This is a genomic window from Candidatus Filomicrobium marinum, assembly GCF_000981545.1.
Classification (GTDB): domain Bacteria; phylum Pseudomonadota; class Alphaproteobacteria; order Rhizobiales; family Hyphomicrobiaceae; genus Filomicrobium; species Filomicrobium insigne.
Genome location: NZ_LN829119.1, coordinates 2,487,064 through 2,504,419, shown reverse-complemented (window position 1 = coordinate 2,504,419; position 17,356 = coordinate 2,487,064). Strand labels below are relative to the sequence as shown.

Genomic DNA, 17,356 nt, shown 5'->3' with positions numbered 1-17,356 from the left:
CTATAATCTGCGATAGAGCAAGACAATGCGGCGCATAGTCATAAATGCCGTTGAAATGCCCGATTTTCCTCGGCGTCCAGTGAAGAGCATCGTGCAGCCGAGTTCAACCCTCGTTTTGAGGGTAAATCTGCGCAGATAGCAAAATTAGGATCAGGCACACCCGCGGCAAGGGGAGAACGGACTACCTCAGTAAGAAGCGACGTCTCGCCCCACGCCATCTTTGAGGTAGAGATCGCGGCGAAACTGCACCACGCCATCTTCCGTGGCCCAAGCCGTGATGTAGGCAAAATACAGCCGTACAGGCTTCTTAAGCCGCACATCTTCGCGTTTCACTTTGGCCTTCATCTCGTCCACACGAGAACGGTCCCAACCACCTTGATTCGCCAACAGCCATGTCGCGAGTTGTTCGATATTTTGCACACGCACACATCCGGAACTCGCCGCCCGGAAATTTCGGCCAAACAGGGAATCGGAGGGCGTGTCGTGCATATAAACGGAGTGGCCATTGTGGAAGTTGATCTTCAGGAAGCCCATCGGATTACCCTCGCCGGGCTTTTGCCGATAAGACAGCGCGTGCGGACGGCTTGAGTTCCAATTGATCTTCTCGGGGTCCACCTTGCGGCCTTCGCCATCGTAGGCGTCGATGCCATATTTCACGAGCACGCTCTGGCCAGCGCGCTGCATTTGCCGCCCCTTGGGGATCAAGTCTTGAGAAATGACCGTTGGGGGAAGGCGCCAGATCGGGTTGAAATTCAGTTCGTGGATACTCGAGGTCAACAGAGGTGTCTTTCGATCCGTTTTGCCGACGACGCCGGCATGGCGTGACACAACGCGATCATTCTCGATAGCTTCGATCTGGGCGGCGGGGATGTTGACGACGACGTAGCGTCCTTTTGCAGTGTGACGCGTGTATTCCTTCAGTCGCTTCAAGCCCAACTTAAGCTGGCGCAGCCGCACTTCGGCCGACACATTCAATGCAGCTCGCGTGCGCTTATCTACGATCCCGGTCGGTGCGAGCCCGTTCGATGCTTGGAAGCGCTTCACCGCCTTTTCAAGATAATAGTCAAAGTGCTGCGGCATCCAGGACTCATCCTGGAGATCGCCAGACAGCTTAAGACGATCGCGCAGGTCCTCAACAGCTGGACCATTGGACCCCATTGCCAGCTGATCGGAAGGTAATTCTTTCCAGCCGCCGCCTTTGACGATTAACTCGTAGCGTTTGATTGCAGCGTCTGTCGCTGCGATGTTGCCGGGGGACAGCGTTGGATATCCCGGTGGGGGATTGGCTTCCCAACGTCGGATGAAGTTGCGATCAACCGCGCCTGTATTGGGCTTGTTGAACGACATCCAGTCGTTGGGCCCCACTGCATGTGCGGGCATGACAACCGGCGCAGCAAACAAGGCCAGCACACACACAGCACGCCACAAGCTTGACTTGAAACGTTGATCGAGCACGGTCCCACCCTCGCAATAGCGCCCACGTCTTGTGAACCTTTTGCAGAGCCGCCAATCCGTCGACGTTCGGTGTTAATTGGCTCAATACAAATAATCAGCCCAAGCCGCGCGGGCCGAGCCAAGGCTCACGAAAATCATGATCGTGAGGTTGTGCTATTCGCCGCCAAATGGAAAGCCGTGTCCCAGCGCCTGCGTGCGTCCAGACAATAAGTGGTGCGGCCGGGCCACATAGTCGCCGTGAGGAAGCCTTTGAGAGGGCCGGTCGCTGGACAAAAAAAACGGGACCGCGGTTCGGCGCAGTCCCGTTCATATGAATGCGATCACGTTTTTTGTCCTTGACTGGGACTTATCCTTCCTCAGCCCTAATTACAGACGGTAGCGGATCTGATCGGTCCAGAAGCGCTCAAGGCGAACCAAAGCCCGGTTCAAGCGGGAGAGATCGTCTTCCGCAACTTCGCCAACAGCTTCGATCGAGCCGAGTTGGCGGCGATAGAGATCATCAACTACTTCACAAGCGCTTAGCCCCTTATCGGTAAGGCTTACGCGGACCGACCGACGGTCGACCTCGGAGCGCTTGTAGTGGATGTAGCCCATGTCCACGAGCTTCTTGAGGTTGTAGGACACATTCGAGCCAAGATAGTAGCCGCGTGTCTTCAACTCGCCCGCGGTCAGTTCGCTATCGCCAATATTGTAGAGCAGCAGCGCCTGAACTGAGTTGAGGTCGGAGCCGCCCTTGCGATCAAACTCGTCTTTGATGACGTCAAGAAGCAGACGATGGAGCCGTTCAATCAGGCGAAGAGCCTGCATGTATTCGGAACGGAACGTTTCATCGTCCTCTACTGCGGCGTGTGGGGTCACGTCGTAAGCTAGATTCATTGGACTGCCTCATACCTGTTTACGCCCCGATTTTGTTCCGGGTTAGGCACAAGGTACCTTGGACAGCTAAATCTTGCCTAAATAGATATAGTAAAAGAATAGTAACGGGGGGTTCCAGAAAAGGATTTATTAACTCATCAGCTTTCGCACGCCCGTTTTTCGGGCTTTTGCCATTACTGAACATTGCGCGCGTGCCACCAAAAATACTTTCTTTTGGCGATGGCGGACGCTCATGAAGCTCTGAATATTAACCTCGTTTCGCAATTCGGGCGACAATCTCAGACACGTGCGGCCTGCATTTCGGAACGGGTCGGCAAATCCAAGCCATCATCTGTAAGTTGTGAAAAATAGTGGGCGACCATCTCTGCCGTCACCCCGGACAAGTCGGCCGGCTGCCAGTTTGGCTTGTTGTCTTTATCTATAAGCACAGCGCGTACCCCCTCGCGGAAGTCCGAGTCTTCCAAGAAGCGGCACGCTAACTTGTAATCGACACCCAATGTCTGTCTCAGGTCCATGGCCCGCGCCTCGCGGATATGGCGTAGCGTAACCTTGAGTGACAATGGCGCCTGCTTTTCGAGATCCGCAACGACCGCTTGCGCCCATTCCGCATGAGGCCCACTGGCCGCCTTCAGGCGCCCAATGATCTCTTCGACCGTATCTGTCGCAAAACATTTGGCGATGAGTTCATTATAGGGCTCCAGTTCTCCGGGCCCCGGATCGCTGTGACGCTCGTCCAGCAGCGTGTCCACCGGCCATGCCTCACTTAAGCCCGCTTTAATCGCGTCAAACTCACTTTCCGGAATGCAGTGAGTTGCAAGGCCCAGCTTAAACGCATCGGACCGGGAAATGGCGCGTCCCGTTAAGCCCAGATAGGTTCCGATTTCATGGGGCAAACGGGCTAGGACGTAAGCAATACCGACGTCCGGAAACAGGCCGATCGCCGTCTCAGGCATGGCAAACTTGTAGCGCTCCCCAGCGACGCGGTGCGTGTTGAAGGCGGTCAAACCGACGCCCGAGCCCATAACAATGCCGCTTATCAGAGAAACGGTTGGCTTAGAGAAGCACTCCAGGAGCCAGATCAGCTCATATTCTCTTTTGAATGCCACGCGTGCTGCAGGCATGTCGCTTCTCGCAGCACTTACGCTTTCGCGTACATCGCCGCCTGCACAGAAGGCCCGCTCTCCAGCCGCTTCAATTGCCGCGGCGTAGATATCTGGATTGCGGGCAAAAGCCGGGAACGCCTCCGCCAGGCGCGCTTTCATGGGGGTATTGAGAACGTTGAGGACCTGAGGGCGATTGAGCGTGATCAAGCCCAGCGCGCCATTCTCACTTACGGTGACGCCTTCGACATCAGGTGCAGTCAAGTCTGATGTGCTCATAATCCCCCGACATTGGCTATCTCAGGCTTTATCCCAAGACTGTGGTTCATCGCGCATTGGTTAGTTGCGTTGACACGTTTCGCAGGTATATGGCGACTTATAAGCATGGCGAATCATCGGGGGCAACTGCACCTCGCGCGTCCATTTGCTAGGGGTTATGTTGCCGGCGTAATGGCGATCTGAAAGTCAGGGGGAAACTTTGCGTTCCGTCGGTTGGATCACATTATGCCTGGTCAGCTTAACCGCTTGGCCAGTCGCCAGCGCTTATTCACAATCCTTCCCGGACGTTGTCAGTCAGACAGCGCGATCCGTCACAAGCTCATTTAAAGCTGTGGAACGGGCGGCTCAAAATTTGGCTGCCGAGGGATCGCAAACTGGCACGCCAACACGCAAGCAAGCCAGCGCTCGGGATCAGGCGATGCGCCTCGCGCCTCCGGATCCGGAACGCAAACCTCGTGCTCCCCTCGCGAAACCTCAGATTACTGCCTCTTGGCCCAAGGTGCTTCCACCTAACGGCGAGGAGACACGTTCGAAGGCTGCTGAAGACAAGTGGAGCGACGTCGAGATCAACCTAGCGCGGGCGCGCTGCGTGCATCTCTTCAAATCTTTGGACGCTGTGACGCTACCAGAAACTCCCATCAAAGAGGGAGCTTGCGGCGATCCCGCCCCCGTACGACTCATCAGCGTCGGTACGAACCCAGCGGTTAAGCTGTCGCCCGCACCGATCGTCAATTGCCAGATGGTTGCCGCCCTCCACGATTGGGTCGAAAAGGATCTTCAGCCTCTCGCCCGCAAACATTTTCGCAGCCCCATCGTTGCGATCAATGTGATGAGCTCCTATTCCTGCCGCAACACGTATGGACGCTCGAAGGGGCGCCTATCGGAACATGGTCGCGCCAATGCCCTGGATATCCGGGGGTTCGTGACGAAAAAGGGTGTCGAGCCAGAACTTCTAGCCCATTGGGGACCGACGAAACGGGAGGTGACGGCCGCTCGTAGAATTGCTGCAGAGAAGGCGGCCGAGAGGAAGGCCCAGCGCCTCGCAGAAGCAAAGCGGCGTATTGAAGCCCGCCGCCAAGCCCAGGTGGCTCGTCTCCAGAAGGCTGAAACCGCCCCAAGTTTGGCCATGTTGGGCTCTACCGGCAGTGCGCTCTACCAAACTATTGTCAACGACGACAAGGATGAGGTGCAAGCCGCAAGCTTTAACGCGAGCAAGCTTGGCGGCCCCAAACCGCCCTCTCAAGCGCCACTACCCGAATTCAAAACCGAGGTCACTCCGACCGCCGCCCCCGCCGTGCGTGCGCCGGTCAATACACGATATGCGCGCTTCCTGCGCGATGCGCACACGAGCGCTTGTGCGATTTTCGGCACCGTGCTTGGCCCAGAGGCTAATCGGGCGCATAGTAATCACTTCCACGTCGATATGGCAGAACGCGATCACGGCAACTATTGCCGGTAAGTCCAGCTTTTTATGCGCGCTCGTCCCCGTGCATTTTGCTGGACTTTACGGTAATCCGTGATGGCGCGCGCTTAAGCCCTCGCGATGTTTATGCTGGATTTACATCCGGCAAATGTTTCGCCAATCGCCCCCCTGCAATCCTGGCCATCTGATCCATGACGAAGTCAAACGAGCGATCCCTCGCATCTCCGCTGGAAAATGTCAGCCCTGGGAGCTTTCCCCTCGTGCGTCCGCGGCGCGTGCGTCAAGCGGATTGGAGCCGGCGCTTGGTGGCTGAGACCCGCCTCAGCGTCGACGATCTCATTTGGCCAATTTTTGTGGTCGAAGGTGAAAACCAACGCGTGCCCGTTGCTTCGATGCCAGGGGTGGAGCGGCTGTCAGTCGACCTTGCCGTCGCTGCAGCCCACGAAGCCACAAAACTCGGCATTCCTGCCCTTGCGCTCTTTCCTTACACCGATCCCGCTTTACGCCGTGATGACGCGCGCGAAGCGTTCAATCCTGACAATCTCGTTTGTAAAGCGACGCGAGCGATCCGGGAGGCGAACCTCAACATCGGGATCGTTCTCGACGTCGCGCTCGACCCTTATACGAGCCACGGACACGACGGCCTGCTGATCGAAGGCCGGATTGCGAACGACGAGACGCTTGAAGCCCTGGTCAAGCAGGCGATGGTTCAAGCGGAAGCTGGCGCCGATATCCTGGCTCCCTCAGACATGATGGATGGCCGCGTCGGCGCGATCCGTCGGGCGCTCGAAGCTGGCGGTTATCGCGACACGATGATCATGTCCTATGCGGCTAAGTACGCATCGGCCTTCTATGGCCCGTTCAGGGACGCGGTCGGATCTTCGTCGACGCTGAAGGGCGACAAACGAACCTATCAGATGGATGCCGCCAATACCGATGAGGCTCTGCGTGAGGCGGCGCTCGATCTCGCTGAAGGCGCCGACATGATCATGGTCAAGCCTGGCATGCCGTATCTCGATATCCTGCAGCGCATCTCCCAGGATCTGCGCGCTCCGACGTACGCGTACCAAGTGTCGGGAGAGTACGCGATGCTGATGGCTGCGATCCAGAATGGATGGCTCGACGGAGATCGCGTGGTGGTCGAAAGTCTGCTGGCGTTCAAGCGTGCAGGCGCGTCAGGGATCCTGACCTACTTTGCGCCGCGTGTTGCGCGCGAGCTGCGTGACCGGCCGACGGGCTGAGGCTTTTGCGCGGATCAGCGACGGATGCGGCGGCGCGGAAACGGTGCTGGTGAGGCGTCTTCGCTCTCGGCGGCTGTCGCTGCCGAAGGATCGGTTGCAGGTGACGTGGCCACGCTGCCACCGATGGGCTTACGGCATTCGGTCAGCCAGATATCGAAAACGGGATGCTCCACAGCGTTCAGGCCCGGGCTCTCAGCAAACATCCAGCCCGCAAAGAGCCGCTTAACGCTGCCATCCAGTTCCGTTTCGTCGATCTCAACAAATGTTGTGGTTTTGGGTCGCTCAGTGGGTGGGCGCGAATAGCACACGCGCGGCGTAATCTTGAGCGCGCCGAAGTCGATAGTTTCGTTGAGCGGAACTTCAAGGGTTTTGATCCGCGCCGTCACTTTGTCGAGCGCAGCAAAGACGGCGACCTGATTCGATAGCCGCTCGGCCATAGCCGCGCCTGCGCTTGCAGTTACCCCGACAGCGACAACCGCAAGGGTAATTGTAAGATACTCGGAAGCAGGTCGGCTGCGCATCGTCATCCTAAGTGTGGGATCGTTCCCCTGAACGGGGCCTGTCCGGCGGCTGTTGCACGCCCGTCGGACCTCGCCGTTATCGACAGTGAATTTGTCTGCAGCAAGATGCCCCGCACCTCTGCGGGGTGCCGCGGGCGGCACTTTTCACTTCATATTGCCAACCGGGTCATTCCGGCTTCCAGGCTTTATAATCACCTGTCGCACGTTCACGCTTTTGCGGACGCAGAATTGAGCCCTTCGGGCGATAGGCTTTTCCGGTCCCAGTCATATTCATCTTGTGAGGTTTTTGCCACGCTCGCGGCTTGTAGTTTTCGTCGGGTAGATCGTCGACGGTGTAGTGCAGCCAACCGTGCCACTCCGCCGGCACCTTAGAGGCATCCGCCAAGTCCTTATAGACTACGAAACGGCGGGGCTTCCCAAGTGGCCCCACGCCACTGCGCTGCAGGTAATAGCGATTACCGAACTCGTCCTCGCCGACTTGGCTCGCAATTTTCCAGATCGTGAAGCGCGTCCCCCAGGTGTTGCCACCCCACCAACTGAAGATTTCGCTAAGGATGCTCATTGCCGCTCACCTCATCCCGACGGCGCGGTTGCGCCGCTAAAAAGTGACCACAGCTTAGAGCAAAGCCGGCCGATGATGTCCATATGCTGACGAGGCTTGCTGGGATGCCACAGTGTCTCGGATCGGAATCGCGTTAGCCTTAGATGCGTAGCTCTTCTCGGGGTTCGATTTGTCCTGAACGCCTGAGATCAACATTGGCGGGGGCTTCAGAAGGTTCTGTGCTCGGTCTGTCCCGTACCGGTCCACGGGTTTTCCACATACCCTCCCCGCACACCCCACATATAGTCCCTCAGCAACACTCGAGCCCCTAGAGGTTGTATGGATGTCTTTTGACGAGGGTCGAATCGACCTAGTGTGGTCGACGTGGTGGGACGACGTTGTTGCATTGCTCTGGAATGATCTTTGAGCGTCTCAATCGAACCAACACACCTGTCGCGTTCAAGTTTCCAGTCACAGTCAAAATCGTAGGGAAGAGCTGTGCGACGTGCAGCGCAGCTGGATTTTGGTGTGTGTTTTCACGGGGTTGTTCTGCGCTCCTTTCTTAATGGCCGATTCAAAGCATCGGCCAAATGAGAGGGTGTGTGCTCAGGACCCCGACTGTGGATCTTGATCGAGCCAGGTCGCGTCCCGTCTCAAGTGTTTGCGTTCCCAAAAAATAACGCAGCGTCATCCTCGTCTTACGTAGGCGCCGCATCCCGCGAAATTACTGTCGCAGCGATTTCCTTTGTATCGCGCGCAGTGCCTATGACCTTGGGGGTTTACGAGAATGAAGATCACACGGCGCTTCACCAAAGCCGGCACTTCGCCTTACGCCAACATCCCCTTCCGCAGCGCCACCTCCGAGATCAAGAACCCAGACGGCTCGATCGTTTTCAGCCTCGAAAACTTCGATGTTCCGGAACATTGGAGTCAGGTTGCCGCTGACATTCTTGCGCAGAAGTATTTCCGCAAGGCCGGCGTTCCCGCACGCCTGAAAAGGGTTGAGGAAACCCAGGTCCCGTCCTGGCTGTGGCGCTCGGTGGCTGACGCTGACGCTCTGGCTGAGCTCCCAGAAGATGACCGGATCATCGGCGAAACCGACTCTCGCCAGGTCTTTGACCGGCTCGCCGGTACCTGGACCTACTGGGGCTGGAAGGGCGACTACTTCAGCAGCGAGGAAGATGCGCGCGCATTCTTCGATGAGCATTGCTACATGCTGGCCATGCAGATGGGCGCGCCGAACAGCCCGCAGTGGTTCAACACTGGATTGCACTGGGCCTACGGCATCGATGGCCCCGGCCAGGGTCACTATTATGTCGACCATGTTACGGGCGAGCTGACTGCTTCAGCTTCCGCTTACGAGCACCCGCAGCCGCATGCTTGCTTCATCCAGTCGGTCGAGGACGATCTCGTCAACGAGAACGGCATCATGGACCTGTGGGTGCGTGAAGCGCGCCTCTTCAAATATGGGTCCGGCACCGGCACCAACTTCTCGAGCCTGCGCTCCGCAAATGAAAAACTGTCAGGCGGCGGTCGCTCGTCGGGTCTGATGAGCTTCCTGAAAATCGGCGATCGTGCTGCCGGTGCTATCAAGTCCGGCGGGACGACACGGCGTGCGGCGAAGATGGTCGTTGTCGATGTCGATCACCCGGATATCGAGGAATACATCAACTGGAAGGTCAAGGAAGAGCAGAAGGTCGCCGCTCTGGTGACCGGCTCCAAGATCTGCGAGAAGCGCCTCAAGGCCATCCTCAAGGCATGCATCAATTGCGAGGCCGACGGTGAGGACTGCTTCGATCCGGCGAAGAATCCTGCGCTGAAACGAGCGATCAAAGAGGCTCGCCGTGAGTTCGTGCCGGACAACTATATCCGTCGCGTTATCCAGTTCGCGCGTCAGGGTTTCAAGGATCTCAACTTTGCGACCTACGATACCGACTGGGATTCGGAGGCTTATCTGACCGTCTCTGGCCAGAACTCCAACAACTCCGTTCGAGTTAGCGACGACTTCCTGCGTGCTGTCGAAGCGGGTTCGGATTGGAACCTCGTGTCGCGTATCGACCGCAAGCCGGTGAAGACTATTAATGCGCGTGATCTGTGGGAACAGATTGGTCATGCCGCTTGGGCATCAGCCGATCCCGGTATCCAGTTCCATACGACGATCAACGACTGGCACACATGCCCGAACAGCGGTGAGATCCGCGCCTCTAATCCGTGCTCGGAATACATGTTCCTGGACGACACGGCGTGCAATCTGGCGTCGCTCAACCTGATGACCTTCCGGGATGCGGATGGCAACTTCGATACAGAAATGTTCGAGCACGCCTGCCGGCTGTGGACGATCGTGCTGGAAATTTCGGTCACGATGGCCCAGTTCCCGTCTCGTCGCATTGCGGAATTGAGCTATCGTTACCGTACTCTGGGCCTGGGCTTTGCCAACATCGGCGGCCTGTTGATGGCTTCGGGTATTTCCTATGACTCCGCACAGGGGCGAGCCATCTGCGGTGCGATCTCCGCTATCATGACCGGAACCTCCTACGCGACCAGCGCCGAGATGGCTGGCGAGATTGGAGCTTTCCCGGGTTACGAAGCCAACGCGTCCGAGATGCTTCGGGTCATCCGGAACCATTGGCGTGCGGCACACGGCGAAGCTGGCGGTTACGAAGAACTCTCGACGCTGCCGGTGCCCCTCGACCACAATGCATGCGAAGACAAGCGTCTCGTCGACGCGGCTATGCGGGCTTGGGACAAAGCCATCGAACTGGGCAACCAGAATGGTTTCCGCAACGCGCAGGCCACGGTGATTGCGCCGACGGGCACAATCGGCCTTGTTATGGATTGTGATACGACGGGTATCGAGCCGGACTTCGCGTTGGTGAAGTTCAAGAAGCTTGCCGGCGGCGGCTACTTTAAGATCATCAACCAAGCCGTGCCGGGAGCACTCCGCAAGCTCGGGTATAGCCAAGCGCAGATCGCAGAGATCGAAGCTTACGCGGTTGGACATGCCTCGTTGGCTCAGGCGCCCAATATCAATCACACCAGCCTCAAGACAAAGGGTTTCGATGATGCGGCCATCAGCCGGATCGAAGCCGGACTGGAAAGCGCATTCGACATCAAGTTCGTCTTCAACAAGTGGACCCTTGGTGAGGAATTCCTGACCGGAAAACTCGGTGTGCCTGCCGAAAGTCTCGTTGACCCGAAGTTTGATTTGCTGAGCCATCTTGGATTTACGGCGAAAGAAATCGAAGCGGCCAACGATCACGTCTGCGGTGCGATGACTCTGGAAGGAGCCCCACACCTCAAGGCTGAGCACTTGCCAATCTTTGACTGCGCCAACCCATGCGGACGTACGGGCAAACGCTACCTTTCGGTCAACAGCCACATCGACATGATGGCCGCAGCCCAGCCGTTCATTTCCGGCGCGATCTCTAAAACGATCAACATGCCGAACGATGCGACGGTCGAGGACTGCAAGCAGGCCTACACGCGTTCTTGGCGGTTAGCTTTGAAGGCGAACGCACTCTATCGCGACGGCTCGAAGCTCTCACAGCCGCTCAATTCTCAGTTGCTCGGTGAAACGGCCGAAGAGCAGGACGAGGCGGTAGAACAGCTCAGCAGCGAGAGGCCGCAAGCTTTGCGCGCAGCCGCTGCAGCCGAGAAGATCGTGGAACGTCTGGTTCCACGCGGTCGGGAACGCTTGCCAGGCCGTCGCAAGGGCTACACTCAGAAGGCGACCGTTGGCGGACACAAAGTCTATCTAACGACGGGCGAATACGAAGATGGCCGTATCGGCGAGATCTTCATCGACATGCATAAGGAAGGCGCGGCTTTCCGCTCGTTGATGAACAACTTCGCAATCGCCATTTCGCTGGGCCTGCAATACGGCGTGCCGCTCGATGAGTACGTTGATGCCTTTACGTTCACACGCTTCGAGCCTGCTGGCTTGGTGCAGGGCAATGAAACAATCAAGAACGCGACCAGTGTTCTCGATTACTTGTTCCGCGAGCTTGCCGTCTCTTACCTTGGCCGCAATGACCTCGCGCATGCTGACCCTGGTGAGATTTCAGCTACGGCACTCGGCGGCAAAGAAGCGGAATCCGAAACGCCATCGGTGCCCGCGGCTCAAATCGTGTCGCATGGGTTCACGCGTGGTGCTCTCGTGGGTCGTATCGGCCCCCGTGACAGCTCAACTGTGCAGCTCGCACCGAGCGACGTAACAACGGCTTATTCCGGCTCGGGTGTGAATGATGGCGGTACGCAGTTGTTTGCTCGTCAAACCATCGAAACATCCCGCGTGGTCACCGAAGGTGCTCTGGCGCTTAAGCCGGATCTGGTGTCCGATCGGATCACGGAGGCGCGCATCAAAGGCTACGAAGGCGAAGCTTGCGGCTCTTGCGGCAACTTCACTCTGGTGCGCAACGGTACCTGCCTGAAGTGCAACACATGCGGCGGAACCAGCGGCTGCTCGTAAGACTGGCGCAGTACACAACCAATACACAGGTTTCACCACATGGTGTCCACAGCCCTCGGGAATCCCTTTACACTGGGATTCCCGAGGGGACAGGTTGACCTTATGAGCAGATTGAAACGAAACGAGCAAATCCCGCCATGCGTCTATCTGGTGGCCGACCATTTGGATGCGGCTTTGGCTGCGGGCGAGGATCTCATTGCTGCGGCTCAGTCGTGGCAGCCAGGCGAGTGTTGTGATCCGGCGATAGTCGGAGTACAGCGCTGGACGCTCTCACGCGTGATGACCTATGAAATGGCGCTGGTGACGCGGGTGGTCAAAGCGCGCGAGCATGTAGCAGATCTCGCCGATGCTGCGCCTCACTTCAGACCTCTGGCTCAGCTGTTCGTTTCCGGAACGCGGGACCTTTATGAAGCTTTGAAGGTCATTGGCGACACGGCTGCGCTCGACTTCGATACGGGTGACGGGACGATCGCGTATTTGCGGTCTCGCGGTCTCATTGCAGCAGACGCGCCGGGCCTTGCCGATTACGCACCGCTTACTGTGAATGACGATTTCCTCGTGGCGAGCCGCATTCCTCTCGGGGTCGTGCTCGACCTCATCTCGGAGTTCATCGAAGCTCTTGATGCACAGTTCGAGCTCTATCCCGATGAGCCAGAATTCGCATCGGACTCATCACCGGATGGTAGCTTCTCCGTGTTGCCAGGCGATGAGCCGTCAGTCCGGGCAGATTCGGCCGCTTAATCGCGCAATCGACCCCAATAAAGTTAGCCCTTCATGTCACGTGTTTAGCCCGACAGTTTGTCTGCCGGGCTAAATCTTTTGTCGTCCTCATGCAAAAGCGGCGAGGCGTGCAATTTTGGGGACGGCCACTGCGTAACGTGGCCGCTGTGGTGTCGGCGAACGCCGGTCCTCATCCCATTGGCTCAAGCGGCCCCAGCTCCCGTCTTTCGCTTCGATTTTAAGATACTCGTAAAGCAAATACTTCCAGGAATCGGATCGTGCGGCCCCTACTTCCTTCGTTCTGATCACCATAACAGGCGTGGTGCTTGAACGCGTGTGTGCCGCTATTATCCGTCCCCGGAGCCCTGCTTGGACGCTCGCGGGCCTATCTTTGGGATTGCCGAAAGCAGGCTGTGCAACGGCTTCTACCGCCACCGCAGATGCTCGGCCCGTCTTCGATGCCATGTCCTTCCGCAGCTCCGCCGCCCTTGCAGCCGGCTCAACGGGTTGGACCCAAGCGTCCGTTAGAGCGCTGGCCGGCGGCGACGGTATTGTGACAGCGCGTACCGGCAGTTCCTCGATCCGGTGCAGCGCCTCGCGGATCGGTTTCGCGCGCCGCGCGCGTTCCATACGCGCATCTGCTTCCTCGTTTGTTTCCGCCTGCGTCGCCATAGCCATCGCGCCAGAGGATGGCGCGATCATGCTGGCGGCGATTGCGCTGACAGCCATGGCCGCAACGGCGGCACGCTCAGCATCCTCAACGTTTTCGTGCTTGCCAATGTAACCGGGCACAGGCCGATAGCGCCGATGCTTCCTGTATGTCGCTTCACGCTTGTCCGGGGCTTGAAGAATGCGGGTCTTAAGCGTCGCCACCCCGCGGTTGCGGAACCCGAGCTTTTCGGCGGTTGCAATAGAGACGTCCAGCTTCCGGTTTCCCCAATAGGGGCCAGCGTTGTTTATGCGGATCACCGCAGCATCCTGCGTGACTTCATTCCAAACCAAAAGGACGGTGCCATCCGGATAGATGGGACTCGCAGCGTTGTCCGCGCGATCTGGATGGAATCTCTCACCCGATGATGTCAGCCCACATGGATTGTACCGATCAAAACGGCAGTCATTGTAGTGAGAAGCCGCGAGCGTGACGTCCTCTCCGACAAGAGCCTTTGTTTCATTGAGGCTCTTCACGCGGTGGCACTTTTTATAAAAGCAGTAAGTTGAGCCGGGCGTCTTCGCTTCTACCTCTGTGACAGCAAGCCCAGCAAAGATAGCTGCGAGAGCAATCATCAGTCCCGTCGCGGCAATCAGATACGCGCGGGACGGCGAGCACACGCTATCGTCCGCTAAAAAGCTTGTACGCATTTAAGGTACCCCTCGTATCAACAGTCTTCGTCTTATTGCGATGCAGACACGGGGGTTTCAGTCAGAACCCCCGCCCGCGCCTGAATCGGAGTTAACGGCGGGGGACACGAGCAGGAGTTGTTGGCACAATCGAGTTGTTATAATGAATTATGGTTAACGGTGCATATTGCGCTCGCTACGGAGCCGTCCGTGGGCATGTCCTTTAACTTTCTGTTTTGGAAAATGAAATTCCAGAATCTGCGAGTTTCTGACGCAGCGAAATCATCGCCTTTTCAAGCTCTTCTGCGTCGATCGACCGCAGTACCAGTTCGCACCTGAGGCCGTCTGCAACGAACTTTGGGTAGCTGCCCATCGCCACATCGGGGAATTCGGCTTGATGCGCGGCGAACATGTCGGCGATGTCGCCTTCCGGTGCGGCGACGACGATGCTTTCGGACAGCATCCTGGCTCCCGTCCGAAGATACTGCAGGGCGTCGTCGAGCATCACCTGCATGATCTCAGGGACCCCGGCCATCACCGTGACGTTGTCCAGCTGGAAGCCGGGGGCGATGGAAATGCTGTTGCGGATAAGACGGGCCCCTTCGGGAATACGGGCCATGCGCAAACGCGACGGCGTCAATTCCAAACCACGGCGCTCGTAATAAGGCCGCATCAATGCCAGCGCGCGCTCGTCCACATCAATCGGGACGCCGAACGCTTTGGCGATGGCCGAGGCAGTGATGTCGTCATGCGTCGGACCAATCCCACCCGTTGTGAAGACGTACGTGTATGCGGCGCGCAGTGCGTTGACCGCGGCAACGATAGCTTCCTCCTCATCCGCGACGACACGCACCTCACACAATCTAATTCCGGAACGGGTCAGATGATCGGCGAGGTAACCTATGTTCCGGTCTTTCGTGCGCCCCGATAGGATCTCGTCGCCGATGACGAGCACTGCTGCCGTTACCTCATCCTTCGCCGTAGCCTGATCCGGATTAGCCTGTGTTTTGGTCATCTCATTCACACTCTCGTCGTCTTGCCCCCTGCTTCAATTTCCCGCCGCGGGCGAGGGCACATTGCCGGAAATTGCGTTCCGGCAGAAGCAGGCAATTTCTCCAGCGCTGTGATAGGGCTGCCCGTTCGTCGTCAAACCTCACCAGGCTAACACTCCATGCGATTTCCGAACCCTCTTGTCCGCGGACGCCTCATCAAGCGTTACAAACGCTTTCTTGCTGATGTCGAACTTGATAGCGGGGAACTCATTACGGCAAGCTGTCCCAACACCGGCGCCATGCTTGGCTTGTCCGCCCCTGGCACGTACATCTGGCTGTCAACTAATGACAACCCGAAACGGAAATACCGGTACACATGGGAGCTGGTTGAGAACGATCTCGGCTTTGGTCCGGTTCTTGTTGGGATCAACACAAGCCATCCGAACAAGCTTGTTGCCGACGCGATCGGTGATGGTCAGCTTGAAGCGCTTGGTGGATATGAGAGCCTCAAGCGGGAGCAGGCCTACGGGAAGGCGAGTCGCATTGACCTCCTGCTGGAGGATCCAGCGAAAGGCCGGGCTTATGTCGAAGTCAAGAACGTGCACTTGATGCGCGAACGCGGTCTGGCGGAATTCCCCGATTCAGTCACGCAACGTGGCCTCAAACATCTTGAGGAGCTCGGCGACATGGCTGAGGTTGGGCACCGCGCGGTGATGCTTTATCTGATCCAGCGCAGTGATGCTCGCCAAGTTCGTATGGCCGCGGATATTGATCCAGCTTATGCGAACGGGTTAGCGCGTGCTGTTAGCCGTGGTGTCGAAGCACTGGCTTACAAATGTGATCTATCCAGCGAAGAGATACGCGTGACGGATGCGGTCCCTGTTATCGTTTAGCTTTTGCGTCTCATGCGTTTTCATCCAGCGCGCGAGATTGGCTGTTGTCTTGCCTTTGCGCACATTGATTTGATGTGGGGGTGACCTGACAAATACGGTGTTATGCCCCCAAGTTACGGACACCAATCGATATGCCCACGGAAGGGCCCCACGAACCCACTCCGCTCCTGCGGATCAGGGAGGACACGCGATGCTAAGCCGCCGTACATTTAGTATAGCCGGATTGAGTACCGTTACCGCCGCCGTGTTTACGTTGGCGTCCAACCGAGAAGGTGCAGCGGAGAACTCTATGACAACGACATTTCCAATAACGAAAACGCCGGAAGAGTGGCGTGCCCAGCTCACCCCCGAGCAGTTTCGCGTGCTGCGCCAGCATGGCACGGAGCGCGCACGCTCTCACCCCTTCGACAAGAACTACGATGCAGGTACCTATTTGTGCGCAGGTTGCGATCAGCCGGTGTTCAGCTCTGACACCAAGTTTGACAGCCGCACCGGATGGCCCAGTTTCTGGAAACCGATTGAGGGCGCCATCGGCACCTCTACGGACCACAAGTTTTTCATGGTTCGCACCGAAGTCCATTGCAGCCGATGCGGCGGGCACCTCGGACACGTATTTGATGACGGCCCAGAGCCGACGGGCCTGCGTTATTGCATGAACGGCGTCGCGATGAAGTTCGTCCCTGAAGGGGGTGAGAAGCCGTAACTGTCTCGGAAAAGATTTTGTGTTGGCCGGATCGTCGGCTCCGGCCACTGCTCTAATTTTTCTAGATTGCATCGCCTTTTCGGAGATTTATCGATGCGTATGAGCCGCGGATTTTGGTTTAGCATTTCAGGCTTGGTTATTGCTGCCCTTGCCGCAGGTGTAGTCGGGCTCGGAGCTCAGGCGCCATCGCATGCCAAGACCGAGGGCTCCGTATCGAAAAATGCGAAGCTTGACGTCGCAACGTTCGGTTCAGGCTGCTTCTGGTGTACTGAAGCCGATTTTGACAAGGTCAAAGGCGTTGTGTCGACCATTTCCGGATATATGGGTGGCAAGACGCCCAACCCCACATACGAAAGTGTCTCGGCCGGTGGCACCGGCTACGTCGAAGTCTTGCAGGTGACATATGATCCGTCCCAGGTCTCCTACAAGACGCTACTCGATTACTACTGGCGGCATACCGATGTCGTCGATGGCGGCGGGCAGTTTTGCGATCGCGGCGATCAATACAAACCCGTCATCTTCGTTCACACGCCGGAGCAACGGCAGCTTGCCGAAGCGGGCAAGGCCGAACTGGAAAAGAGCGGTCGCTTTTCAAAACCGATTGCCGTTCAGATTGTCGCTGCGAGCACCTTCACGCCCGCCGAGGACTATCATCAGGACTATTATGAGAAGAACCCGCTGAAGTATCGCTACTATCGCTACAGTTGCGGCCGGGATGCACGCATCAAGCAGCTTTGGGGCAGCGGTGCGACTCATTGAGCCAAAGCACGAATAAAAAAGGGCCGGCGCGTCAATCATCGTCCGGC

At 57.5% G+C, this 17,356-nt stretch carries 14 protein-coding genes; 7 read left to right on the top strand and 7 right to left on the bottom strand.

Annotation, left to right across the window (positions count from 1 at the left end; genetic code table 11):
* Positions 1–186: 186 nt before the first annotated feature.
* From YBN1229_RS11745 to YBN1229_RS11735, 3 genes are all read right to left on the bottom strand, one after another.
* Positions 187–1,455 carry a L,D-transpeptidase family protein gene (locus YBN1229_RS11745; RefSeq protein ID WP_244464939.1) on the bottom strand — a complete coding sequence of 423 codons (1,269 nt, stop codon included), beginning with the start codon at positions 1,453–1,455 and terminating at the stop codon, positions 187–189.
* Positions 1,456–1,821: 366 nt separating this feature from the next.
* A complete protein-coding gene (gene ldtR, locus YBN1229_RS11740; protein ID WP_046479142.1) occupies positions 1,822–2,331 on the bottom strand; it encodes a transcriptional regulator LdtR in 510 nt (169 codons plus the stop codon).
* A gap of 278 nt (positions 2,332–2,609) precedes the next feature.
* A complete protein-coding gene (locus YBN1229_RS11735; RefSeq protein ID WP_046479143.1) occupies positions 2,610–3,710 on the bottom strand; it encodes an enoyl-CoA hydratase/isomerase family protein in 1,101 nt (366 codons plus the stop codon).
* A 418-nt stretch (positions 3,711–4,128) separates the two neighbouring features.
* Here YBN1229_RS11735 and YBN1229_RS11730 point away from each other — a divergent pair, with 418 nt between their 5' ends.
* Together YBN1229_RS11730 and hemB are read left to right on the top strand one after the other, a co-directional pair.
* Positions 4,129–5,169, top strand: a complete 1,041-nt coding sequence (locus YBN1229_RS11730; RefSeq protein ID WP_152025018.1) for an extensin-like domain-containing protein — start codon at positions 4,129–4,131, stop codon at positions 5,167–5,169.
* Between the two features lie 155 nt (positions 5,170–5,324).
* Positions 5,325–6,374, top strand: a complete 1,050-nt coding sequence (hemB, locus tag YBN1229_RS11725; protein ID WP_046479144.1) for a porphobilinogen synthase — start codon at positions 5,325–5,327, stop codon at positions 6,372–6,374.
* A 14-nt stretch (positions 6,375–6,388) separates the two neighbouring features.
* Here the strand turns inward: hemB and YBN1229_RS11720 are convergent, their stop codons facing one another.
* On the bottom strand, positions 6,389–6,895 hold the full coding sequence (locus YBN1229_RS11720; protein ID WP_046480652.1) for a DUF2155 domain-containing protein: 507 nt from the start codon (positions 6,893–6,895) through the stop codon (positions 6,389–6,391).
* A 166-nt stretch (positions 6,896–7,061) separates the two neighbouring features.
* Positions 7,062–7,457, bottom strand: a complete 396-nt coding sequence (locus tag YBN1229_RS11715) for an NADH:ubiquinone oxidoreductase subunit NDUFA12 (protein ID WP_046479145.1) — start codon at positions 7,455–7,457, stop codon at positions 7,062–7,064.
* A gap of 766 nt (positions 7,458–8,223) precedes the next feature.
* Here YBN1229_RS11715 and YBN1229_RS11710 point away from each other — a divergent pair.
* The gene (locus YBN1229_RS11710) at positions 8,224–11,904 is read left to right on the top strand and encodes a vitamin B12-dependent ribonucleotide reductase (RefSeq protein ID WP_046479146.1); all 3,681 of its coding nucleotides are present in this window, start codon (positions 8,224–8,226) and stop codon (positions 11,902–11,904) included.
* Between the two features lie 102 nt (positions 11,905–12,006).
* Positions 12,007–12,645, top strand: a complete 639-nt coding sequence (locus tag YBN1229_RS11705) for a hypothetical protein (RefSeq protein ID WP_139165335.1) — start codon at positions 12,007–12,009, stop codon at positions 12,643–12,645.
* An 87-nt stretch (positions 12,646–12,732) separates the two neighbouring features.
* On the opposite strand, the gene YBN1229_RS11700 is transcribed toward YBN1229_RS11705, so the two are convergent.
* Both YBN1229_RS11700 and YBN1229_RS11695 read right to left on the bottom strand, forming a co-directional pair.
* Positions 12,733–13,983 carry a septal ring lytic transglycosylase RlpA family protein gene (locus YBN1229_RS11700; protein WP_052743891.1) on the bottom strand — a complete coding sequence of 417 codons (1,251 nt, stop codon included), beginning with the start codon at positions 13,981–13,983 and terminating at the stop codon, positions 12,733–12,735.
* Between the two features lie 202 nt (positions 13,984–14,185).
* Entirely contained in the window at positions 14,186–14,977 is a 792-nt protein-coding gene (locus YBN1229_RS11695; RefSeq protein ID WP_046479147.1) for a competence/damage-inducible protein A, read from the bottom strand.
* 156 nt (positions 14,978–15,133) lie between these two features.
* Between YBN1229_RS11695 and sfsA the strand changes: the two genes are divergently transcribed.
* The 3 genes from sfsA (at position 15,134) to msrA (ending at position 17,309) form a co-directional block, all read left to right on the top strand.
* Positions 15,134–15,847, top strand: coding sequence for a DNA/RNA nuclease SfsA (sfsA, locus tag YBN1229_RS11690; protein WP_046479148.1), 714 nt, complete (start codon positions 15,134–15,136; stop codon positions 15,845–15,847).
* 190 nt (positions 15,848–16,037) lie between these two features.
* A complete protein-coding gene (gene msrB, locus YBN1229_RS11685) occupies positions 16,038–16,550 on the top strand; it encodes a peptide-methionine (R)-S-oxide reductase MsrB (RefSeq protein WP_082101114.1) in 513 nt (170 codons plus the stop codon).
* A 93-nt stretch (positions 16,551–16,643) separates the two neighbouring features.
* The gene (gene msrA / locus YBN1229_RS11680) at positions 16,644–17,309 is read left to right on the top strand and encodes a peptide-methionine (S)-S-oxide reductase MsrA (protein WP_046479150.1); all 666 of its coding nucleotides are present in this window, start codon (positions 16,644–16,646) and stop codon (positions 17,307–17,309) included.
* Positions 17,310–17,356 lie beyond the last annotated feature (47 nt).